Source organism: Paraglaciecola sp. L1A13 (genome assembly GCF_009796745.1).
Taxonomy (GTDB): Bacteria; Pseudomonadota; Gammaproteobacteria; order Enterobacterales; family Alteromonadaceae; genus Paraglaciecola.
The window spans coordinates 4,679,308-4,700,552 of record NZ_CP047024.1 but is presented as its reverse complement, the minus strand read 5'-3'; the positions used below and the strand labels follow the sequence as shown (position 1 = coordinate 4,700,552).

Annotated in this window: 23 protein-coding genes; 6 read left to right on the top strand and 17 right to left on the bottom strand. The window is 43.7% G+C overall.

What is annotated here, in order from left to right:
• The 3 genes from GQR89_RS20035 to GQR89_RS20025 all read left to right on the top strand — a co-directional run bounded on the left by GQR89_RS20035 (position 1) and on the right by GQR89_RS20025 (position 1,072).
• Positions 1 to 165, top strand: coding sequence for a hypothetical protein (locus GQR89_RS20035; protein ID WP_158771859.1), 165 nt, complete (start codon positions 1 to 3; stop codon positions 163 to 165).
• A gap of 241 nt (positions 166 to 406) precedes the next feature.
• Positions 407 to 829 (top strand): tetratricopeptide repeat protein, encoded by a 423-nt coding sequence (locus tag GQR89_RS20030; RefSeq protein ID WP_158771858.1) that lies wholly within the window; start codon positions 407 to 409, stop codon positions 827 to 829.
• Positions 830 to 856: 27 nt separating this feature from the next.
• Positions 857 to 1,072 carry a TIGR02450 family Trp-rich protein gene (locus GQR89_RS20025; RefSeq protein ID WP_158772336.1) on the top strand — a complete coding sequence of 72 codons (216 nt, stop codon included), beginning with the start codon at positions 857 to 859 and terminating at the stop codon, positions 1,070 to 1,072.
• 138 nt (positions 1,073 to 1,210) lie between these two features.
• Here the strand turns inward: GQR89_RS20025 and GQR89_RS20020 are convergent, their stop codons facing one another.
• From GQR89_RS20020 to GQR89_RS19995, 6 genes are all read right to left on the bottom strand, one after another.
• Positions 1,211 to 1,654 carry a PA2169 family four-helix-bundle protein gene (locus tag GQR89_RS20020; RefSeq protein WP_158771857.1) on the bottom strand — a complete coding sequence of 148 codons (444 nt, stop codon included), beginning with the start codon at positions 1,652 to 1,654 and terminating at the stop codon, positions 1,211 to 1,213.
• A 454-nt stretch (positions 1,655 to 2,108) separates the two neighbouring features.
• Positions 2,109 to 3,158, bottom strand: a complete 1,050-nt coding sequence (locus GQR89_RS20015) for a mechanosensitive ion channel family protein (protein ID WP_158771856.1) — start codon at positions 3,156 to 3,158, stop codon at positions 2,109 to 2,111.
• Positions 3,159 to 3,246: 88 nt separating this feature from the next.
• The gene (locus tag GQR89_RS20010) at positions 3,247 to 3,792 is read right to left on the bottom strand and encodes a hypothetical protein (protein ID WP_158771855.1); all 546 of its coding nucleotides are present in this window, start codon (positions 3,790 to 3,792) and stop codon (positions 3,247 to 3,249) included.
• Positions 3,793 to 4,077: 285 nt separating this feature from the next.
• Positions 4,078 to 5,700 carry a diacylglycerol kinase family protein gene (locus GQR89_RS20005; RefSeq protein ID WP_158771854.1) on the bottom strand — a complete coding sequence of 541 codons (1,623 nt, stop codon included), beginning with the start codon at positions 5,698 to 5,700 and terminating at the stop codon, positions 4,078 to 4,080.
• 108 nt (positions 5,701 to 5,808) lie between these two features.
• Positions 5,809 to 6,339 carry a redoxin domain-containing protein gene (locus GQR89_RS20000; protein WP_158771853.1) on the bottom strand — a complete coding sequence of 177 codons (531 nt, stop codon included), beginning with the start codon at positions 6,337 to 6,339 and terminating at the stop codon, positions 5,809 to 5,811.
• A gap of 70 nt (positions 6,340 to 6,409) precedes the next feature.
• The gene (locus GQR89_RS19995) at positions 6,410 to 6,850 is read right to left on the bottom strand and encodes a hemerythrin domain-containing protein (RefSeq protein WP_158771852.1); all 441 of its coding nucleotides are present in this window, start codon (positions 6,848 to 6,850) and stop codon (positions 6,410 to 6,412) included.
• A gap of 283 nt (positions 6,851 to 7,133) precedes the next feature.
• Between GQR89_RS19995 and GQR89_RS19990 the strand changes: the two genes are divergently transcribed.
• Complete coding sequence (locus GQR89_RS19990; RefSeq protein WP_158771851.1) at positions 7,134 to 7,535, top strand: DUF2177 family protein; 402 nt, start codon at positions 7,134 to 7,136, stop codon at positions 7,533 to 7,535.
• Between the two features lie 116 nt (positions 7,536 to 7,651).
• Here GQR89_RS19990 and GQR89_RS19985 read toward each other — a convergent pair whose 3' ends face one another.
• The gene (locus tag GQR89_RS19985; RefSeq protein WP_158771850.1) at positions 7,652 to 8,575 is read right to left on the bottom strand and encodes a formate/nitrite transporter family protein; all 924 of its coding nucleotides are present in this window, start codon (positions 8,573 to 8,575) and stop codon (positions 7,652 to 7,654) included.
• Between the two features lie 24 nt (positions 8,576 to 8,599).
• Positions 8,600 to 9,172 (bottom strand): YqaA family protein, encoded by a 573-nt coding sequence (locus tag GQR89_RS19980; RefSeq protein ID WP_158771849.1) that lies wholly within the window; start codon positions 9,170 to 9,172, stop codon positions 8,600 to 8,602.
• 656 nt (positions 9,173 to 9,828) lie between these two features.
• On the opposite strand from GQR89_RS19980, the gene rarD reads away from it, so the two are divergent.
• Positions 9,829 to 10,737 carry an EamA family transporter RarD gene (rarD, locus tag GQR89_RS19975; protein WP_158771848.1) on the top strand — a complete coding sequence of 303 codons (909 nt, stop codon included), beginning with the start codon at positions 9,829 to 9,831 and terminating at the stop codon, positions 10,735 to 10,737.
• Here rarD and GQR89_RS19970 read toward each other — a convergent pair.
• Complete coding sequence (locus tag GQR89_RS19970) at positions 10,734 to 11,987, bottom strand: diguanylate cyclase (protein WP_158771847.1); 1,254 nt, start codon at positions 11,985 to 11,987, stop codon at positions 10,734 to 10,736. The two genes, rarD and GQR89_RS19970, sit on opposite strands and share 4 nt — an antisense overlap.
• A gap of 91 nt (positions 11,988 to 12,078) precedes the next feature.
• Positions 12,079 to 14,253 carry a DNA helicase II gene (gene uvrD, locus GQR89_RS19965; RefSeq protein ID WP_158771846.1) on the bottom strand — a complete coding sequence of 725 codons (2,175 nt, stop codon included), beginning with the start codon at positions 14,251 to 14,253 and terminating at the stop codon, positions 12,079 to 12,081.
• A 146-nt stretch (positions 14,254 to 14,399) separates the two neighbouring features.
• Between uvrD and cysE the strand changes: the two genes are divergently transcribed.
• On the top strand, positions 14,400 to 15,179 hold the full coding sequence (gene cysE / locus GQR89_RS19960; protein ID WP_158771845.1) for a serine O-acetyltransferase: 780 nt from the start codon (positions 14,400 to 14,402) through the stop codon (positions 15,177 to 15,179).
• 81 nt (positions 15,180 to 15,260) lie between these two features.
• Here the strand turns inward: cysE and GQR89_RS19955 are convergent, their stop codons facing one another.
• The 7 genes from GQR89_RS19955 to GQR89_RS19925 form a co-directional block, all read right to left on the bottom strand.
• On the bottom strand, positions 15,261 to 15,974 hold the full coding sequence (locus GQR89_RS19955) for an HAD-IA family hydrolase (protein WP_158771844.1): 714 nt from the start codon (positions 15,972 to 15,974) through the stop codon (positions 15,261 to 15,263).
• Between the two features lie 32 nt (positions 15,975 to 16,006).
• Positions 16,007 to 16,903 (bottom strand): tyrosine recombinase XerC, encoded by an 897-nt coding sequence (gene xerC / locus GQR89_RS19950; protein WP_158771843.1) that lies wholly within the window; start codon positions 16,901 to 16,903, stop codon positions 16,007 to 16,009.
• Positions 16,903 to 17,601: a DUF484 family protein gene (locus GQR89_RS19945; protein ID WP_158771842.1), complete on the bottom strand. Its 699-nt coding sequence runs from the start codon at positions 17,599 to 17,601 to the stop codon at positions 16,903 to 16,905. Before GQR89_RS19945 ends, xerC begins: the two co-directional genes overlap by 1 nt.
• On the bottom strand, positions 17,598 to 18,428 hold the full coding sequence (gene dapF / locus GQR89_RS19940) for a diaminopimelate epimerase (RefSeq protein ID WP_158771841.1): 831 nt from the start codon (positions 18,426 to 18,428) through the stop codon (positions 17,598 to 17,600). Before dapF ends, GQR89_RS19945 begins: the two co-directional genes overlap by 4 nt.
• Positions 18,429 to 18,578: 150 nt before the next feature.
• Complete coding sequence (gene lysA, locus GQR89_RS19935; protein ID WP_158771840.1) at positions 18,579 to 19,826, bottom strand: diaminopimelate decarboxylase; 1,248 nt, start codon at positions 19,824 to 19,826, stop codon at positions 18,579 to 18,581.
• A 1-nt stretch (position 19,827) separates the two neighbouring features.
• Complete coding sequence (locus tag GQR89_RS19930; protein WP_158771839.1) at positions 19,828 to 19,998, bottom strand: hypothetical protein; 171 nt, start codon at positions 19,996 to 19,998, stop codon at positions 19,828 to 19,830.
• Between the two features lie 165 nt (positions 19,999 to 20,163).
• Positions 20,164 to 21,240: an MJ1255/VC2487 family glycosyltransferase gene (locus GQR89_RS19925; protein ID WP_158771838.1), complete on the bottom strand. Its 1,077-nt coding sequence runs from the start codon at positions 21,238 to 21,240 to the stop codon at positions 20,164 to 20,166.
• Positions 21,241 to 21,245: the final 5 nt, after the last annotated feature.

Here is a 21,245-nt window from a genome sequence, read left to right as displayed (position 1 = left end):
GTGAGTACTGCTCACTTGGAGTATTTGGCAGCTGTCTTATCAACTTCGTTTATCAACATTCTTCGATTACAACATCATACGTTTTACATACCGCCATTCAACAAGTCTCTATTTCTAGTATCTCCCCTATGGTTAACCGCTAAGCAAGTGCAACTGCGTAGCTAAAGATTACCGTTTCTTTAATGTAAACTACCCAGCATTAGTCTTTGGTGCTCGTATTATTTGAGTTGGGGGAAGGCAAAAGCGCCTTGGGAAAGCATTGCACTAGGTACGCTGTAATATTGGCAATACGAGCCCAATATTACTTAGCGCAATGCTGATTGTGATAATCGTGCTATCTTTGCCGTCATAAATGAGCAGTGGGGATCATCTTATCGCTCAATGATTTTTGATAAAGGCATATGTGATGATTAATACCAAAATATACAAAGCGGTTTATAACCTGTCAGAGAAGTTAATGGCAGCGGCTGAGAAAGAGGATCAAGCGGCGTTCGATTCACTCTACGCTGAGCTTGAGGCTGTATGTGTTGAGCATGAAGGAACCGCTAAGGATCATCCTGAACAGTGGGAAACCTTGGCTGATTTTACCGATGATTTGCCTAGAGCAGTAGTGGTGTATCAAAAAGCTTTGGATAAAGCGATTGCCATGAATTCGAAAGACCATATGTCGTCTATCGCGTTTTCGATGGCGAAACTGCAAGTGGAGTTAAATGACAAAGGCGCGGCCATTAAAAACCTACAAGCGGCGAAAGTTAGTGCCAATAAAATTGAAGATAAAGAACTCAAAGAAGAGATAGATGATTTGCTTTCGTCTCTACTGATTGCCTAAATCAGCAGCATGTATACTCCCAGTCAAATGAATCAAATTAATCCCAAAAAATTACTCAACAGTAAGTGGACAGCTATAACGCCTGTGCGTAAAGAAAAACATTTTATCGTCACTGAAATAACGTTTGATGAAAATGACGCTGTTCTTTCATGCACCATAGAAGCGGTAATGTCAAAACGCGCGAGTCTAATTGATTGGCATGATTTGAAAGACACAACACATTGGCTACTAGGCTGGAAATAACTGCGTTTGGGTTAACATACGACAGACAAAAAACACCTCGCCACTGACGTGACGGGGTGTTTTTACATCAAAAGATCAGTGAATGCCAACGATGACGTGTGAACAGGCCATCGTCTTCACTATAATCAGCACAGAGACTTATGCGGTGCTTTTTTGTAGGGCACGCATTTGGTCATGATTTTGCTTCATGTCTGTTAACACCCCGTTTAGCGCCATCGTGCACGCTGCGGGTTGGTCTTCTTTCAATGCATCGCGCAATACAGCTAATATTTTGTCTTCTACTTCTTCCAACTGACTCACGTAAGTGTGGTCACTGTTAGAAGTGAGCGAGCTGATAACGTTGGTGTACATATTTCGGATATCGACACTCATAGCGGTATCATCCTCGTATTCACCCTGCTCGGAAACCGCGAATGGTTGTAGGGTAGTGATAGCTGCTTGCTTGTCGCTAATCATCTTCTCGAAGACCGCTTTAACACTTTGAGAGTCGACTTTTTTGATGGCCTCTGAATAAAACTCGATGCCGCCATTTAGCACTTTGATAATCGATGATACTTTTTCAACATGATTTGGATTAGACATAGATTACTCCTTTGTGATTAAACTTATTATCTCGTCAGAGGATTGCTCTGAGCTAATAAAGTAATTGCAATGGCTGTACCAGATAATGCGTATTTAGTTAATAAATATAAAATATTTTAAATTTAATAAAACCATTTAAATCAACGGTTTAAGTTTATTATTGGAGCGTTTTTTAATTGCAGAAAGTTATTTAAGTAAAAATGTTCAGGGATTATTTTTACACCAAGTAAAGATTGCAGTAGCGTTGAATAAACTACCGAGGCAGCTTGTAGTTAGGCGTACTCGTCAATCAAGGTAGGGTTAAGTATCGATATGATTAACGCAGTGAATTGTTATAAATATTTATTCTATTTAACTCAAAGACAACCTTTTATAAAGCGCGCGTTTAAAAAGAAAAAAGCACCTCAGGTTGCCCCAAGGTGCTTTTTACAGATTATCCCTTATGCACTTTTTATTATGATTGGTTGTCATTTACAGAGGATGGCGCACTTGCGGTTTTTGCGTTTGTTTGATCTGCGCTTTTCTCGCCAGTACTGCGTTTTTCACTACTTCTATGCTCGCCACCTTTATTTTCAGCGCTATGATTTTCATCACTGCCCTTTCCTGTATTTTGCTGGCTGGCAAGCATAGAGTCTAACTTCTCACCGCCTTTGGCACCGAAGTCCAAAGTACGAATAGGGAACGGGATTAAGAAGTCGGCTTCTTCTAGGGTCTTTTTAATTAATATTATGGCTTCGTGACGGGCGACCATAAATCCTGTATCGCCTGGGTAATCTATCCAAAACCACACCAGCATATTGATGCTGCTGTCACCAAAGCTCTCTACGTAAACTGCCGTTTCTTCTTTTTTAATAACAAAGTCACATTCGTTGATCTTGTCTGTCAATAGTTTGGCCGCTGCGGCTGGGTCATCGCCATAAGAGATACCCACGGGTATTTCAAGTCGGCGTAAACCTATGGTTGAATAGTTAGTCAGGATATTTCGGAAGAGAATTTTATTAGGAATAACTTCAATTTGACCGAAGAAGGTTTCTACGATCGTATTGCGTAAGTTAATCGCCCTTACATTACCGAATACACCTTCTGCCTGAACTACATCACCTAGTTCAAAGGGTTTTCTAATACCCATCGCGATGCCGGCAATTAAGTTTTCAGTCATATCTTGAAAGGCAAAACCAATGGCTAAACCGACAATGCCGGCACCAGCTAATAACGAGGTAACCGTTCCGGATAAGCCTAAAAATTCTAAGGCGATAAATATACCGGTACACATTACCACCGCTTTAAATATCGATGCGAGCAGGTCAGCGATTTGTCTTGAATCAAGAGCTCGGTGTAAGCCTTTACGCAGCATTTTGCTCATCACGCGCGCTAAGATAGAGAAGACGATAATTATCACGATGGCGACGACGAAATTTGGCAGGTGGGCGATAGTTTGCTCGAGCCAACTCTGTAGTTTATCGTTGATCAATGAAGAAAAATCGCCGAGTGCTTTAAATTCCATTATCTGCTCCTAAGGCTATTAAAAATGAAAAAAGCGAGTACCAATAGGTACTCGCAAGGGGGAACGCACATGACGTGCAGCAGTTAATCTAATGAGCTTGGCGCAAATTTTTAGCAAGTTGCACAGCGTCGAATACTTCCAGTGGAGTCTTTGGATCACCCTTGCCCATGGTAATAAGCAGTGAAGACATGATGTTTTCTTTTACCTGCTTGGTGGTGACTTCGCCGCCAGCATAGTTAGGAGAGCTTGGTGTAGCACAGCCAAGTAAACCGCAAGTTGTGTCGCCCTGTATGGGGTTTATGGTACTTGGGCCAACGCGAGTTAGGTCTTTTGTTTCAATGTCAGTATCGCTTTCAACAACGGTAAACCAATTATAGCCTTGTGCGGTAGTTAACTCGGCAGCGTGAAGTAGCGCGAAATTTTTTACATCATTTTCGGTAGTACTTTTGTTGCCTTTAAACACAACACGATATTGATTATCGCTTAACTGAATATGGCTATAACCCTGAGCCCCATTTTCTTGGGCTGCCTGATACTGGGTTGGCGGGACGCTGGTACAACCGAATAAACAAAGGCAAATCATACAAAGGGTTAAGGTCGGCTTTAGCAAAATGTAATCAGGCAATATATTCATTAGCGATGCTCTTTTGGGTCTTTGCTGCGAGTCAACTACGCAGCTTATTGAGTTTGTCTTGATATATTGTCTTATTCAAAATTGAAGCCAACCTTGCAGTCCTTTGTTTACAAGGCTTTCAGTAGATTACTCTTTTTAGCTTAGGCAAAAATTACTGCGGGTATGGTAAAAAGTGCACACCAAAGTAGGGAATAGTTGAGTGGTTTATCTACCTAAATGCAGGACATAAAAAAAGGCAAGCATGGTACTTACCCTTTCAATCGATTTTGCTTAACGCTGTGAACATTATTGATCAGGGGCAATCAACATGATTAGTGAGCTTGGGTTAATGCGTATATCCAAGGCGTCATCTCGATATGTTTCACCATCGATAACATAGTTAAGTGGCTGGTCGGCAGATATTTTTATCTTTTTAATGCGTTGGTGATGAACATTTTTATTCTCTGCATCAGCGAATAAGCTGGGGGCAATCAATTCAGACAAACTAAACATATGCTCGCTAACAGAGGTTTGTGGGGGCAACCAGGTAAGATCCAGCTCACCGTCTTTTACATCAGGCTCGCCTCCGCCCTGTGCCAGTACGGTAGTAAAGGGCGCAGCATTAGCCACTACAAGGCTACAGACCGACAACGACTGCTGTGCCTCGTCATCTATAGCGATGCGAAGATCAAGAGAGTCATTAACATTGACTGCCTCCCAAAGAGCTTTAATGTATGCCATTTGGCCTCCTTGGTTCTTTTCATCGCGATCAGCACCTTCAATCATTTTCTGCTCAAAACCTACAGCGGTGACTAATAGCATTAAGCGCTCGTTACAGCTGGCAGTATCAATTTTTGTGGGAACGCCATTCTCGATATGCTCACAAGCGACCTCTATGGGCATCACTTTTGACTTAGTACCAAACAAGGCGTGGGCGAGGGCATTTGCGGTGCCCATTGGGATGATTGCAAAATGCACCTTGCTACCTACCAATACAGACGCTACTTCCGTCAATGTGCCATCCCCACCGCATGCTATAACCAGACCCGCACCGGCTTCAACTGCTTGTTTTGCCAAGGTTTTGGCGCTGATATCTGGAGTGGTTTCGACTATTTTAAGCTGCATCGAAGATGACAAGCGTTGCTCAATAAATTCCCGATTCTCGGGCCATTTCCCGGCCCCTGATACCGGATTTGCGATTAACCAAGTTGGTGCCTTGGGACTTAATTTGCCACCATCAAATATCTTGCATAATGCCCGAAGCTGATGCCCATTTAAGCGCGCGGTTTCTCGTACATCTTGAATGCTTGAAATGGCTTGTCGCACACTCATCTGAGGGTTTACCCTGAGTAAATAGGCTGCCATCACAAGCACTGATCTTCCTCGACCTAACGCACAGTGCACAACCACACCGCGTTTTGCTCGGCGGTGATTATCAATCCAGTTTACAGCTCGGATCAAATCCTCCTCACTGGGGCTTTGATGATCAAGCACAGGGACGTTTAGATAGGCGAGTTCTTCGGACGTGGCAGTCCAGTCGAGTCCATCAAATTCGGCGGTAACATCTAAAATAGCGTTCACGTTCAAGTCATGTAACTGTTCTACATCACTAGGAAATAAGCGACAGGCAAGATACAGATCATCGTCAATCTTCTGAATGGCGGGAACCCTGTCATGCTTTCGCGCCCAACTGTTATAAAGTTGAACACCTAATAAGAAAGGAATAAACAGCCAACGTATATAAAAGGGAATCGATCCGTCTTGCTTCTTACGAAAAATAGCAGGCTTTTGCAGTAAATAAGCGCTACCGACGCACAGTAGCGATAATCCGATCCATATTAATGGCACGGAGACGAGTATATTTGCGCTGAAGTACGCCAACAGTAAAGCGGCCAACGCACCACCTAGGTAATACTTGACAATAAACATACGGGGATTCCTTTACTGAATTGCTGACGGCCCATGAATGGTTTGGTTTTTTCGTTGGGTTAACCTAAGCGTTTTAGACAAAACGCTTAGGTTTTTACTTTTAGCCGGTTAAATCGCTTTGGTGCCACGAATGGGGTAGTTATTCTTACGCGTGTAACCTAAGCCTGATACCAACATGTTTAGATCAGGGCGAACAAATGGACTGTTAGCTATTTCAAGTACCTGCACCTTGTTATCACAATTAATAACGAACAAGCCTGGTTCTGGGAACGGGTGATCGGTTTCCGCGTCTGATCTAGGATCTGATACGAATAACCCTAATTCCTTCATGTAATCCATGCTTAGACCAGCGTAGACGGGGTATTCAGCAGCTACATCATCTAGCTTTTTGTTCAACTGCTCAACGGTATCGGCTGACACGGCAACGATATCCACTTTGATATCTTGAAACTGCGTGCGCATTTCCTGCAGTTGGGTTAAATACTTAGTGCACACAGGACAATGCACACCTCGATACACCACAACCATAGTCCAATGCTCTGGACTTATTGGATTAATTAGCGGAACACATTCTCCCTTGTTATTTAATACTTCGATACTGGGGAAAGTAGCCCCTGGGGTTAGTTTTTCAATATTCATGATTATCCTCTTATGTAGATTGCTTATGGTTAAGCATTTATGGCCGATAAAGCCTCTGGGAGGCAGTGAATTAGGCTGTTTGTTGCTCGCGCATTTCTTCGCGGTAGTTACTAGCCAATTTACTCTTTTGAGTTTCGTTTAGCACCTTACCTGCCATTTGAAAGAATTGATGCTCTTCATCATCTAAATGATGCAACACCAAATGTTGCAGGCTTTTCATATGGGTCAACCAAGCTGACGAGCTCATATCGGTCTGTTCAAGTTTTTCGATCAACTCATCGATTTCGTGATGTTCTGCAATGGCATGACGGGATTGGTCCGCCATATCATCTGATTCCATCAGCGGAGCATAGAAAAAACGCTCTTCCGCCAAGGCGTGACTTTCAAGGGCTTCTTTTAATTCATTGAATGCATGGATACGGATATCGCTTTTGCCAGATGTATTGATTAACTTGTTCATCAAGTCACGCTGAACGTTATGATCGTTACGTAACGCTTCAAAAATTTTCATTTTTATTCCTCGTCAGTTGCACATTCGCTATATTTGTATGCGTTAACAATGCGAGCATCGTACCAATCATGGTGAGTGTCTAATTTATTGAAAAATATAATTTTTATTTCATGCAAAACCTATTTCATGATCTACACGCGGTAATATTTACACAACTAAGGTAGTTCTTTCTGTGTGTGAAAATAATTTTTTTGGTCGTTTTTTTCATACTTTTCGTAACATTAATTAACGATGGCTCACCGCTAGTGCTTGTGAGCGTATATGGCTAATAAAGGATGACAATATGAATAAATCAATTCGCGCCTATTTGGGGGCGTTACTGGGTTTCTTGCTTTTAGATGCTGTATGGCTAGGGCTGATAGCGAAAGATAGTTATATCGAGGCAATGGAAGGATTAATGCGTACTGATGTACGCATTTGGCCTTGGATAGTATTTTATGGCTTGTATTGTATGGCCATTGTATATTTAGTTATACGGCCTAATTATCAGGCCGCACAGGGCAAAAATGTGCTGCTTGGCGGAGCCGTGTTAGGTGCTGCGGCGTATGGTGCCTACAACATGACTAATTATGCGCTGCTAGCAGGGTGGCCCCTGGGCATCAGTTTGCAAGATTGGGCATGGGGCACGGTTGTGACCAGTTTAAGCAGTTATTGTGGCTGGCGTTTAGTGCGTACGGCGCTTTGAAACCTTCATGGCGGTCTGAGAGCGACACCGCACTTTGCTACATAAAAGTATCAAAATACATGTCTCTGCAAAATATCTGATAAACATCAGCCATGAACGTCGTTTATCAGATTTAACTATTTATTCAGCTTTCGGATGTGGCTGTAATTGAGCAGAGCCACAAATACAGAGCCGCCAATGGCGTTACCGAGTAGCATTACAGACAACGCGCTTACCATGCTAATAAGAGAAATTTTGTCAGAGGTAAAGTAGCCTACCAGTAATTCAACCGAGCCCGCAATAGAGTGATGTAACCCACCTAAACCAATAATAAAAGTAACGATGTAAATACACAGTATTTGGCTGGTGGTTGAATGGGTAGATAGTATGGTCCAAGCGCCAAGCGCCATTAACCATCCTGCGAGGGTTGCGCTAACGAGCAATGTTCCTGGCGAGTATGACAAAATATGCTCGGCGATAATCAGATAACCCGGACTAGCATGAATAACTTCATCGCTCATGGCCAGCAAACCTGCACTGAAAATACCGCCGATAATATTGCCCGCAATCACAATTGCCCATAGACGAAACATGCGAAAAATGCTTATGCGTCTGTCTAAAATAGGGTAAAAGGCAGTAGCCGTATGTTCAGTAAATAGCTGTGTGCGACTTAAAATACACATTACAAAACCCAAAGGATAAACCAAGGCAACGAGTACTCGATTAAAGCCACTGGAAAGATCGCCAACTATGGTGGTCATCACGCCTACGGCTAACACGGTAAAACAAATGATCATGCCAGCAGCCAGTGCTGACATAAATAATGACATAGCGGGTCTAGCGAGTTGCTCGACCCCTTCGTCAATGGCTTTTTCCAGAATATCGTCAGGATGACGGAAGGTTTCATCCACGCGTTTAACGATGACCGAAACATATTCTTTGCTTTCACGAGTACGCTCTTTGGTTCGCTCGCGGGTATCTTCATTAAACAGCAACTCGCCAGAAGGTGAGACGATTCTTGCTTCGTGATCGTGCTCCCCATGTTCTAAATCATCACTCATCATTTTATCCTTGATATTTATAGGCTAGTGCTTTACCCACCAGAAAATCGCCACCGCTAGTGTTAGCACGATAGCCGTGGGAATTTTATACTTTCTGAAAATAGCTTCGGCTTTATTACCCGCAACTTTTACCAATAAGGCCAGGCCAAAATAGCGGATCGTGCGGGCAATTAAGGTAGCCAACAAGAACATAAAGAGCGAGTACTTCGCCGCTCCGGCGGCCAACATGGCTATTTGGAACGGAATGGGAATAATACCAACAGACAACACGTACCAAAAGCCTTGTTGCTGCATCTGGTTTTTGACGTTTTCTAATTGTTGCGGGTCCGAGAACCAACTAGCAATTTGTTCGGCAAACTGATCAAATAAGTAGTAGCCAACGCCATAACCAATGATCGCACCAAAAATACAGCCTAATGTTGCTAAGAAGGCTAATAGCCAAATTTTTTCGCGCTTGGCCTGCATTAAGGGAATAAGCACTGCCTCTAATGGAATTGGCACAATTATCGATTCCAAAAATGAAGCGATGACCAGCGCCATATACATGTTTTTAGATTCGATAAACTGCTTAGTTTTACGTTTGAAATAAGCGACCATACTTGTCCTATTAGGGGGTTACAGCACCTTTGACCTGGCTCAAATGGTGAAAAATATGCATCTATGTAAACCACTAAAAGCAGGATGTATACCAAATTAAGAAACGCCCTCGCGCAGAAGGTAGCAATATATGGGATATTCTCGCACACTAAGGCATTACCTAGGCTTGAGGCCTATTCAAGATAATAAAATATAAAAATGGTGATGGAATTTCATCGTCATTTGCAAGGACTTATACCATCGGAACCTTGTCTTTGTGGCACAATGAGTCAGGGTCTTTGCAAATTTTACTGGGTGGGGATTGTCCAATAAATGGCTAGGCTAAAGATAAAACGGATTTTTAGCCTTACGGTTAATAAATGATTATTGTTAGCGCATATTACCAATTATCTGCAGATTTTTTGTGCCCCATGCATTGTTATTGGTGAGTGTTGTGTAAATCGAATATGAATTTCATCACAAGCTCTAATTAAATCAGTGTTAGTAGCTTGCATAGATTTTTCACAGCATCGGCGGCGACCACAAAATTACCTCCGTCCTTACTTGCAGCCTCTGTTGCAACATTGCGCGCCAACTTTATAGGATCAGGGTTTGAATATTGCTTTTTACCGACAGTTAACTCACACTCCCGCGCTTGATAAACAAGGGGTGGCAAGATGAATGATAAATCAGTGAGGTCAGGTATTTTGTTCGCAATAGCGGCTTATACCATGTGGGGTGTAGCGCCACTGTACTTCAAGCTGATAGGGCAAGTCCCCGCGATGGAAATATTAATGCATCGTATTGTCTGGTCTGTCGTTGTTTTGGTTGTGCTGGTGGGGATTACCGGTAAGTTTGAGAAGGTCAAACAAGCGGTTTTTAATCCTAAGGTCATGCAGGTTTTATTGATTTCAGGGGTACTACTTGCGGCGAATTGGTTTATTTTTATTTGGGCTATCAATAATAATCATCTATTGGATGCCAGTTTAGGTTATTACATAAACCCCCTGCTAAATATATTTTTGGGCCGTTTATTCTTAGGTGAACGACTACGGCGCTTGCAAAAAGTGGCGGTGGGTTTAGCCCTTTTTGGTGTGGTATATTTTATCGTCAGTTATGGGCAATTGCCTTGGGTTGCGCTAGCACTAGCCGGCACTTTCGGTGTTTATGGTTTGTTACGCAAGCAAGTCGCTGTGGATTCATTACCCGGTTTACTGGTTGAAAGTAGCTTATTGTTACCGCCTGCGATCGTCTATTGGATTTGGTTCGCAGGTGAGTGGAGTAATATGCTGTCTAACGATTCGACTTTGAACGTCACACTTATCTGTGCCGGTATTGTGACCACTGCGCCTTTACTGTGTTTTACCGCGGCAGCGAAACGCATTATGTTTTCGACCTTGGGGTTCTTTCAATACATCGGCCCGAGCATTATGTTTGTGTTAGCCGCGGTGGTTTATGATGAGCCTCTTGATGGCAGTAAAATAGTGATGTTTGGCTTTGTATGGCTAGCGCTAGGGTTGTTTAGTTACGACTCCCTGCGTCAGTATCGAAAAATTAGAAAGGCTCTTAAGCACGCACAAGGTTAGTTCACAGGGATGTGATCGTGCTCTACACGATTACGGCCATTTTTCTTGGCCTGATATAGGTATTCATCTGCTTTACGTAGCATGCCATTTACACCACCGTGCTTAATGGCTGTCACGCCAATACTGACACTGATGTGGAAAGTCTGCCCCTCGAATTTGAAGGTGATATTCGCTAGATCTTGGCGGAAATCTTCAAGGATCTGCGCGGCGGCCGGTAAATCAACATTGGGCATAGAGACACAAAACTCTTCCCCGCCGAACCGTGCGGGTATGTGTGACTCAAAGGTAGCCGCAACCAATTTGGCAATTTCGCGTAATGTGTAATCACCGCAATCGTGGCCATAGGTGTCGTTAATCAATTTGAAATGATCAATATCGATAAGCGCTACGCTGTGGTGTAAAGGGACCAACTGATCGGCAGCGGCAACGCGCTCGAAGAAGTGACGTCGATTGGGTAAGCCGGTTAGAAAGTCCGAATTTGCGGCCAATCGAATAAGCTCAATATTTTCTATTAATTCAATGTTTTGCATAATTCGGCATAGAAACTCTTCTTGGCCGTAAGGTTGCGCCAAGTAATCGTTTGCACCACTTTTAATAAAACGGGCTGAAACCCCAGTATCACTGTGATCAGATAAACCAATAACTGCAATATCATCCTTTTTGGCGCGTTTACGCAATTCACTAAGCATTTCAATGCCGCTCATATCGGGTAATTCGTTGGCTATTATGACTAATTTAACATGGCTAAAGTGTGTTAACGCCTCTAGACCCTGCTGGCCTGTTGTGGCTTGATGGGTGATGAAATTATGACGACGCAGCAATGAAGTGCTGCGATTGCGGCTGATTCTGGCATTGTCGACCACCAACACGCCGATACTTTTGTTTTTCTGTAAGCGGTTGAGCAATACACTGAGATATTCGTAAACTTGTTCATTCTCTTTAAGAATGTAGTCAATTACGTTTTTGTTGAGAATACCTGCGCGAGTTTCAGCATCTAAAAATTCGGTGGTTGCAATCGTGGGCAAAAATGAGCTCAGGGCAAAATCAATGGCTTGACCAATGGGAGCATCAGGTAAGCGGTAGTCTACAATGGCACACAAAAAGTCTTCTGGCGCCGAGTTTGAAAATAAATGTTGCGCAGCAGTCAGGCTGGTGGCCCTGACTGGCGTTAGTTTGGCCTTTAGTAGCAAACTGGCGATAATATCTAAACTGTGTTCGTTACCGTCAATTACCAGTACTTTAGGACGCATAAAACGAGTTTACCTTTTGCTAGATACAAAGACGGTACGCAACTTTGTGTTAACCACATAGTACCTAGTTACTCATTCAAAGTTTACATTTTTATATTTTGTCTAATTTAGCGAACGAAAGCACTAACCATTTACTACCAACATCATCAAAGTTTACCTGAACCCGAGCGTGTTCGCCGCTACCTTCATAGTTTAGCACCGTGCCTTCGCCAAACTTACGATGGGCGACGCGTTCACCCAGCTTAAAGCCTGTAGAATCAAATGCTGTATGACTAGCTGACGATTGAAAACGGCTTTGCATTGGACGCGATACCGTTGCTTTAGTTCGCAGGCGTACTTCTTCTATATATTCGCTCGGTATTTCTTTGATAAAACGTGACTGAGTGTGGTATTTATCTTGGCCGTAAACTCGACGATTCTCTGCATAGGTAATATAAAGCTTTTGCATAGCACGGGTCATGCCTACATAACATAAGCGCCGTTCCTCTTCGATTTTACCCGGCTCATCGTTACTCATTTGGCTGGGGAACATACCTTCTTCTACGCCCACCAACAACACCATAGGAAACTCTAAGCCCTTAGCGCTATGTATAGTCATCATCTGCACTGCATCTTGGTGTTTGTCAGCTTGAGCGTCCCCAGCCTCAAGTGAAGCATGGGCTAAAAAGGCCGACAGGGGCGACATGTTTTCTGCTTCTTCTGGCGGTGCAAATTGCTTACAAGCGGTAACTAATTCTTCTAAGTTTTCGATACGGGCTTGGGCTTTCTCGCCTTTTTCAGCCTTGTACATAGCGTACAAACCAGAATGCTTAATCACATGATCGGCTTGCAGCTCTAATGGTTGTTCTTGAGTATTTTTTTGTAACTCTAAAACTAAATCAATAAACGACTGTAAGGCATTGGACGCACGGCCTGATAAACGTTTTTCGCGTAATAGCTGCAGGCTGGCTTGCCACATTGAAAGCTCATGTTCTTTCGCTTGTTCGCGGACTTGTGCCAAGGTTTTATCGCCGATGCCTCGGGTTGGCGTATTCACCACGCGCTCAAAAGCTGCGTCATCAATCTGCTGGTTAATGATCCGCAAATAACCTAAGGCGTCTCGAATTTCTTGACGTTCGAAGAAGCGCAGCCCGCCGTAGATTCGATAGGCGACTGATTCTTGTAGTAAGGCTTCTTCTAATACGCGGGACTGTGCGTTATTGCGATATAAGATGGCACAATCGCTCAGAGCATTGCCTTGGGTATGCCAATCTTTGATCCGTGAAACCACAAAACGCGCTTCATCTAATTCGTTAAAACCGGCATATAAAGAGATGAGCTCGCCGTCTACACCATCGGTCCATAGTTCTTTGCCAAGGCGGCCTTGGTTGTTATCTATGACCGCATTAGCAGCTTTAAGAATATTGCCCGTAGAACGGTAGTTCTGCTCTAGGCGTATGGTTTTAGCATTCGGATAGTCACGTAAAAAATGCTGAATATTTTGTACGTTGGCCCCACGCCAGCCATAAATTGACTGGTCGTCGTCACCAACAATTATCATATTGTTGGTAGGGGCAGCTAATAGACGTAGCCAAGCATATTGAATATTGTTGGTATCTTGAAACTCATCAACTAATACGGCGCGAAATCGATTCTGATAATGTTTAAGTAGCTCTGGATTTTCCGACCATAGGCGATGAGCGCGAAGCAGCAACTCAGCAAAATCTACTAATCCAGCCCGATCACACGTTTGCTGATAAGTTTGATAGATGTCACGCAGTTTTTGCTGATTGTAATCGCCATGAGTATCAATATGCTCTGGGCGTAAGCCTTCGTCTTTATTGCCATTTATGTACCACTGAACGTGCTTGGGCGCCCATTGCTTTTCGTCCAAGTTCATACTTTTTATCACCCTACGCACTAAACGATATTGATCATCTGAGTCGAGGATCTGAAAATTTTCGGGTAACTTGGCTTCAGCGTAGTGGGTGCGTAGCAGACGATGGGCAATACCATGGAAGGTACCTATCCACATGCTGGTTAGTGCACCGCCTTGCAACTCTTCGATCCGCCCACGCATCTCTCGAGCGGCTTTATTGGTAAAGGTTACCGCCAGAATACCCCAAGGTGCGATACCTTCGACTTCCATTAACCAGGCAATACGGTGAACCAATACGCGAGTTTTACCGCTGCCCGCACCGGCCAAAATAAGCATATCGGCGGCGGGAGATGCAACGGCGTCGCGTTGTTTATCGTTGAGTTGTTCTAAGAGTCGAGATACATCCATGGGGAGAAAAATGCTGTAGAATTATGCTTGCATTATAACAGTTATACTGTGTTTTTATACAATTAATGAATTTGTTCTTAGTCAATATTGGGCTTTAACATCACAACTGATTACACTGCAAAGTAATACGAACTAGAGGGTATACCGTGGACAATAACTTTTGGCTAACGCTTCGTGATGAAGCTAAGGTGATGGCTGAAAAAGAGCCCGTACTCGCGACCTACGTTGACGAATGCATTTTAAAACAAGATAACTTTGCTGGGGCATTGAGCTTTATTTTGTCTAATAAACTGTCAGACAAAGTCATGTCGGCCGAAGCACTGCGTAGCATGTTGAGCCAAGCCTATCGCGATCAACCATTGCTTGTTGACGCAACGGTTTTTGACATTCAAGCCACGTTTGAGCGTGATCCTGCAGTGAAATCTTTCCTTACAGTCTTGTTATATTTTAAAGGCTTTCACGCTATTCAAGTACATAGGTTTGCTCATATGCTCTGGTTGATGGGACGCCATGAATTGGCCCTGTTCGTGCAAAGTCGAAGCTCTGAAGTATTGTCAGTAGACATTCATCCAGCTGCCTATATTGGCCAAGGCGTGATGTTCGATCACGCTACAGGCATTGTAGTTGGTGAAACGGCGGTGATTGAAGACAATGTATCCATTATGCAATCAGTGACACTTGGCGGCACAGGAAATGAGAGTGGCGATCGTCATCCAAAAGTACGCCGAGGTGTAATGATAGGTGCAGGCGCTAAAATATTGGGCAATATTGAAATTGGGCCAGGAGCTAAAGTGGGGGCGGGTAGCGTGGTATTAAGTGATGTACCTGCCCATGTAACTGTCGCGGGTGTACCTGCTAAGATTGTTGGTAAACCGAGCTGCCAAAATCCGTGTCTGACCATGCGCCAAAACGTATTAGAAGACTAATTACAAATCAGCTAAAGCTTAGCTGATTTGTTCTATCGGACCCGAGCAACGGCGGTATTTACTGTCAGTTGAATTTACCGGCTATAGGGTGCAAAGCTCACTTAAGTGTTGCAACTGAATATCCGGTAAAACGGTCACATCTTCATTCTGAAGGTTCATATTGCGATTATCCGCATACCAGGCACTCATAAAGCCAGCTTTTTTCGCACCAAGCACGTCTTTTTCTAAGTTATCCCCTACGTGCAAAATAGAATCACTCGGTAAATTAAGCAACTGTTGGGCAGCATCGAACATGGCGTTATTGGGCTTCATAGGAAACGCTAAGCTGGCATGAAAACTTTTTTGAAAATAGTCCGCGATACCAATTTGCTCAAGGTTGACGTTGCCATTAGTAATAGCTACCAAAGGCCAACGTTCACCAAGCTCGCTTAGAATGCGAGTCACGTCTTCGCTGACCTGAAAGTTGCTACGCTCAAAGTAAAAAAAATCAAATGCTTCGTCTACTGCATTTTTTAGCGCAGAGCCGCTGTGACCGAATGCTTGCAGGCCACTGGTTAGAACTTCTCTACGTAACAAACCCATATCGCTGTGTAAATTTGGTTTTTGCTGCAAGGTTGCATGTTTGTGGCGACGCCAATAGTCGGCGTGACTGTGGGCAGGATCATCGGCGAAGCTACCTAAGAATTCGATCAAGGCATGCTCGGCTCGAATGATATAAGGATAGTTATCGTACAGGGTGTCATCGAGATCAAATGTCATGGCCTTTATTTGGCCTGTTTTACGGTAGTAAATCATTTACGCAGTTTCATCCTCTTAACGTGTCAAGCTCATTTGCGCCTTTTGGCTCTGGGGTGCGCCGTATCGTATACGCTCGCTAAATGTTGAAAGTTCAAGTGTGTATAAACCTGAGTCGTAGATAAATTTGCATGTCCTAGTAGTTCTTGCACCCCACGTAAGTCGCCGCTCGATTCGAGAATATGCGTGGCAAATGAGTGACGTAACTTATGGGGATTAATATGCTGGTCTAAATGCTGTTGCTTGGCCCACAACTGCATACGCTTAGCAATTTGTCTGTGGCTGATCCTACGTCTGTGTTTACTGAGAAACAGCGCATGTTCATCACCGTCTACCAATTCGCCGCGCACTTTTAGCCATTCATTCAGGCAGCCTAGGGCTGTTTTCCCGATGGGTAATATGCGTTCTTTACTGCCTTTACCCATGACCCGCAGCTGTGCATCGTCTTGGATACTCTCGAGATTTAAATCGGCTAGTTCAGCTAAACGTAAACCGCAACTGTAGGTTAATTCCAACATGGCCTTGTCACGGACTCCGAGTAACGAATCATCATCAAAGTCGAGCAGTTGATGCATCTCATCTACGTTGAGTTGTTTGGGCAGCGGGCTACCTTGTTTAGGCGCCTGAACGGCTTTTGCCGGGTTGCTAGCTAGAATATTTTTCTCGACTAAATAACTGCAGTAACCCCGCAACGCAGAAAGCCTAAGTGCGATGCTGCGGGGACTTAAGCCTTGTCGGCGAGCTTGATTAAGTATTTGCCGAACATGATCAACGGTGAGTTGCGCCCAAGTATTTATATCTAAAACATCACAGATACTTGCTAGTTGACGTTGATAATTTTGAATTGATTTTGGTGCAAGATTACGTTCGTACTTTAGATAATAGAAGTACTTGTCTAACGAGGGTTGCAGACTGGGCTGCGACATCACTAATACGCGATTAATTTGGGCAACAGAATACTTAAAAACTGCTGCAATTGCGTGATGAGTAGCGTGTCCATATCGGGATTAAAGTGGCCGGGATCATTGCTTCCTATTGCCAAAATACCTAACTCGCCGTTATCACCTAAGCGCAATAAGGCAACTGACTCTGCCTGTTGATCGTTGAATAACAGCTTTTTTTCATGCTCACTTAGGCGACCGAAGAAAAAAGCATTATCTTTGAAACGTTTTTCAGCAAAAAGCTTACGTTGAATTTCTGGTATCGCAAAAGCCCCCTTATAGGGCTTGAGCGCAACCGATGACAAGTTCAACTGCTCCTGCATGATCTCTTCAAGGACAAACTGTACCGAGCTAATATCAGTGCATTTAAGCACGCGTAAGTTCAAATCCGCATAAATTCGGTAAATAGCCTCGTTTTGCTTGGCTATACTGATCAGTTGGCTTAGTTTGGTGTTAAGCAAGCGCACTTTTTGACGTAACTGTTCGCTTTGTCGTTCGACAAGTGACACGCTGCCTTTTTGCGCGTGAGGTATTTGCAGTTCTTCAAGTATTATAGGGTGTTTAACGAAAAAATCAGGGTGCTGGGTGAGATACTCCGCCACCTGTTGTTCAGTTACGCCATCCGGTTCAGCAAAAGTGGAGGCGACGTCGAGTTGACTTTTTTGCTGACCAGATGCTTCATTCATAACGTTATATTTCCATCAAAGACATGTTCCGCTGTCCCTGTCATTTTTAAGATTGAGCCTGGCCCCTGCCAACGAATCTTCAAGGTGCCACCGGGTAAATCGACTGTGACTTCTTTATTTAGTTTTTTCTGCAATTGGCCAATAGCCACTGCGGCACATGCACCGCTACCGCAGGCAAGAGTTTCACCCACACCGCGCTCATATACGCGTAGCTTAATATGACCGCTGTTCAAAATCTGCATAAAGCCTATGTTTGCCCCTTCAGGGAATCGTTCGTGAGCAACTAACATTTTGCCGATGCCTTCTACATCAGCTGTTTCAACATCATCGACCAATAATACGCAATGGGGATTTCCCATTGAAACTGCACCGCAGAAAAAGGTGTGCTCATTATTACGAATAATGTAAATGTTTTCTTGTTTGTTGGCTTTAAGTGGGATTTTTGCCGGCTCAAAAATGGGCTCGCCCATGTTCACCGTAATTTGCCCGTCACGTTCATGGTACAACACCATGCGGCCAGCCTTGGTGCTGACGACTATTTTATTGCGATTCGTTAGACCTTTCATCTTAACGAAACGTGCAAAACAGCGGGCACCGTTGCCACATTGAGAAACTTCAGACCCGTCGGAATTGAAAATCCGGTAATGGAAGTCTTGCTCGGGATCGTACGGGGGCTCAACAACCAATAGTTGGTCGAAGCCGATGCCGAAGTTGCGATCTGCCAATTGGGCAATCTTTTCTTTGCTGAAAAAAACGTTTTGAGTCACGTTGTCGATCACGACAAAATCGTTACCCAAGCCGTGCATCTTTGAAAACTGAACTTGCATGTTTGCCACTTACGTAAAAATCACTTAACCAGGCGACAATCGCCCTGTATCAAGTACCTATAATGACGTTTATATCATTTCAAAGCACAGCTGACTACGCATTTGCACCCAGCCCCGCGGGCTTAAGGTGCAAAGAGGTCGACTTGGTCGCTAAAGCACGCTTTCGCCGCGCCATAAATCTTCAAGTTTTTCTCGCTCGCGCACTACTATCACTTTATCACTGTCGACCATAATCTCAGCTGCTTTGCAGCGGCTATTATAATTTGACGCCATAACAAATCCATAAGCACCGGCGCTGCGCACAGCCAGATAATCACCCGCTTCTATGGCAAGTTCACGGTCTTTGCCGATAAAATCACCCGTTTCGCAAATTGGACCAACCACATCATAAACGGCGCTATCGCGAGTTAATGATATGTCTAGCGGAATGATATTTTGCCAAGCGGAGTAAAGCGCTGGGCGAATCAAATCATTCATAGCAGCATCAACAATGGCAAAGTTCTTTTCAGCACCTTGTTTTAAAAACTCAACTTTTGTTAGCAGTACCCCCGCATTCGCCATAATGGCTCGACCCGGCTCAAAAATAAGCTGCAGATCTTCACGCCCGCTCATACGCTGAGTAATCGCTTGGGTGTATTCATCTGGGTGTGGCGGCGTTTCATCTTTGTACGTTACACCTAAACCGCCTCCTACATCTAAATGAGATAGCGTTATGTCGTTTGCTGACAATTCATCGATTAGCAATAAAAGCTTATCGAGGGCATCTACAAAGGGGGCGATTTCAGTTAGCTGAGAGCCGATGTGACAATCGATGCCTTTGATGACCAAATTAGGTAATGAGGCCGCATGACGGTATACGTCCACAGCTTGTTCTCGCTCGATGCCAAACTTATTGGCTTTTAAACCAGTAGAGATATACGGATGAGTTTTTGCATCCACGTCTGGGTTCACGCGAATAGAGATTGGCGCAATTTTGTTCTCAGCAACAGCGACTTGACTGATGCGCTCTAATTCCGCTGGTGATTCGACATTAAAGCACTTGATATTGTGTTCTAGACCGAGTGCGATTTCTTCAGGGGTTTTACCCACACCTGAAAATACCACTTTTGTTGGGTCACCACCTGCGGCTAGTACACGCAGTAATTCGCCGCCTGAAACGATATCAAACCCTGAGCCAAGCTTTGCCAATACGCTTAATACGCCTAAATTCGAGTTAGCTTTTACCGCGTAACAGACCAAATGTGGATGTGTTCCAGCTGCTTTGTCGAATGCCAACCAATGGCGCTCTATTGTCGCCCGAGAATAAACATAACATGGAGTACCATGGGTTTGGGCTATGTTTTGCAGTGATACATCTTCTGCATATAGTTTTTCATTTTTGTAGCCAAAAAAATCCATATTACTGCTTACCTTCTTGCGTATCTTGAGATGGAGGAGGCGCTGCTTGCGGTAACGTATTCTGTTGCGGTTTTTCAGGCAAAAATAGCGGCTTCTTTTGCCCACAACCTTGCAGCGTCAACAGAGTAAGAGTGCTAATTAGCGTTAATAGAAATATGCTTTTACGTCCCATCACAGGCCTCAACTGATAGTGTAGCCGCGTATGATGGCACTCCCAGCGTAAAATGCAACGTGTTAGCCGTGCTTTACGCATTATATTCTATATCTATATCAGCTTTAGCGGCCCTTTGATTCAGCCATGTTTAGATAGTTCGAGGGGATATTAATTACGTATCTATCAACGGCTGATAACTGGCAGTTTATCGAGTTGGGTGATAACAGATTGGGGAAAGCGAACTTTACTCCACAATTGATCGCATAAAGAATTAACCGCTTGCCAATCTCGTTTGAGCAGCCAATCAATTAAAATATCTGGATTTTGTGGATACTCGATGCGCTCAATTGCTGGTTTGAGTAACCATTCTTCAACAATATCAGAGTCTAATGTGGACATACTCTGGCCGAGGCCAAGTTGCGTTAAGGTTTTAGCATTAGAAAGCTGCTCAAATTGTCCACTTAACGGTTTAATTAAAAGCTTTTTACCAAAATGTAGACATTCACTCGCTAGTTCAAATCCCGCATTGGCGATAACACCCGAACAGGACTGTAAAACATGCAAAAAATCCATTTTTGACGGGCGTCGCCAACTAATATTTCCAATTTGATGATCGACTTCTATTTTTGGATGGAAACAAACAAAGTCATGTTCTGAAAATGTGTCAAGTAGCGCACTAACATCGGCTATTTCTTCAAAGGGTAAGTACACCAAATATGTCCGCGATGGTAGACTTTTTGCGTCATCAGCTTCAATAAAAGGTGGCATAATAGCGTGGCCAAAGTGATACCAGTGCACGCCGAGCTGCAAGTCGGTAGGTGCGAAGTATCGGGTAATCAAGCGGTCGAACAAAGTACTCGCGTGTTTTGGTATTGGGTGCATAAATGCAGCCTGATGACTGATAGAAATAGATGGGATGTTGTTTAATTTTGCAGCCCAAGCACTAATGGGTTCGAAATCATTGATGACCAAATCGTAATCCTGGGCGCGGACTGTTTTAATATCGCGATATAATTCACGTATTTTGGCGGCTTTTAGGGTTTCGTATTGACTGATTTTACCTGCCCTGGTCTCAAAGCTTAATCCACGATAACTGGCAAAATCACCGAATACTTGCATGTCGAAATATTTATCTTTTTCACGACCAGAGAATAAATAATCTACCTGAATATCTTTGCGCTGGTTAAACGCTTTAGCCATGACTCGAGCCCGTGTTGTGTGACCGTTTCCAGTACCTTGTACACCGTAAAGAATTTTCAAAGGTT

Excerpts from the sequence above, each read along its gene's own strand:
- GQR89_RS19990 (WP_158771851.1), top strand. The coding sequence starts at position 7,134 with ATGAATAAATCAATTCGCGCCTATTTGGGGGCGTTACTGGGTTTCTTG.
- uvrD (WP_158771846.1), bottom strand. The coding sequence starts at position 14,253 with ATGGATGTATCTCGACTCTTAGAACAACTCAACGATAAACAACGCGAC.
- lysA (WP_158771840.1), bottom strand. The coding sequence starts at position 19,826 with ATGGATTTTTTTGGCTACAAAAATGAAAAACTATATGCAGAAGATGTA.
- GQR89_RS19980 (WP_158771849.1), bottom strand. The coding sequence starts at position 9,172 with ATGGTCGCTTATTTCAAACGTAAAACTAAGCAGTTTATCGAATCTAAA.
- GQR89_RS20015 (WP_158771856.1), bottom strand. The coding sequence starts at position 3,158 with ATGGAATTTAAAGCACTCGGCGATTTTTCTTCATTGATCAACGATAAA.
- GQR89_RS19985 (WP_158771850.1), bottom strand. The coding sequence starts at position 8,575 with ATGAGTGATGATTTAGAACATGGGGAGCACGATCACGAAGCAAGAATC.
- GQR89_RS20010 (WP_158771855.1), bottom strand. The coding sequence starts at position 3,792 with ATGAATATATTGCCTGATTACATTTTGCTAAAGCCGACCTTAACCCTT.
- rarD (WP_158771848.1), top strand. The coding sequence starts at position 9,829 with ATGAATGATAAATCAGTGAGGTCAGGTATTTTGTTCGCAATAGCGGCT.
- GQR89_RS19955 (WP_158771844.1), bottom strand. The coding sequence starts at position 15,974 with ATGATTTACTACCGTAAAACAGGCCAAATAAAGGCCATGACATTTGAT.
- GQR89_RS20030 (WP_158771858.1), top strand. The coding sequence starts at position 407 with ATGATTAATACCAAAATATACAAAGCGGTTTATAACCTGTCAGAGAAG.
- GQR89_RS19995 (WP_158771852.1), bottom strand. The coding sequence starts at position 6,850 with ATGAAAATTTTTGAAGCGTTACGTAACGATCATAACGTTCAGCGTGAC.
- GQR89_RS20000 (WP_158771853.1), bottom strand. The coding sequence starts at position 6,339 with ATGAATATTGAAAAACTAACCCCAGGGGCTACTTTCCCCAGTATCGAA.
- GQR89_RS19930 (WP_158771839.1), bottom strand. The coding sequence starts at position 19,998 with ATGGGACGTAAAAGCATATTTCTATTAACGCTAATTAGCACTCTTACT.
- GQR89_RS20020 (WP_158771857.1), bottom strand. The coding sequence starts at position 1,654 with ATGTCTAATCCAAATCATGTTGAAAAAGTATCATCGATTATCAAAGTG.
- GQR89_RS20005 (WP_158771854.1), bottom strand. The coding sequence starts at position 5,700 with ATGTTTATTGTCAAGTATTACCTAGGTGGTGCGTTGGCCGCTTTACTG.
- GQR89_RS19970 (WP_158771847.1), bottom strand. The coding sequence starts at position 11,987 with ATGCGTCCTAAAGTACTGGTAATTGACGGTAACGAACACAGTTTAGAT.
- GQR89_RS19945 (WP_158771842.1), bottom strand. The coding sequence starts at position 17,601 with ATGAATGAAGCATCTGGTCAGCAAAAAAGTCAACTCGACGTCGCCTCC.
- GQR89_RS20025 (WP_158772336.1), top strand. The coding sequence starts at position 857 with ATGAATCAAATTAATCCCAAAAAATTACTCAACAGTAAGTGGACAGCT.
- dapF (WP_158771841.1), bottom strand. The coding sequence starts at position 18,428 with ATGCAAGTTCAGTTTTCAAAGATGCACGGCTTGGGTAACGATTTTGTC.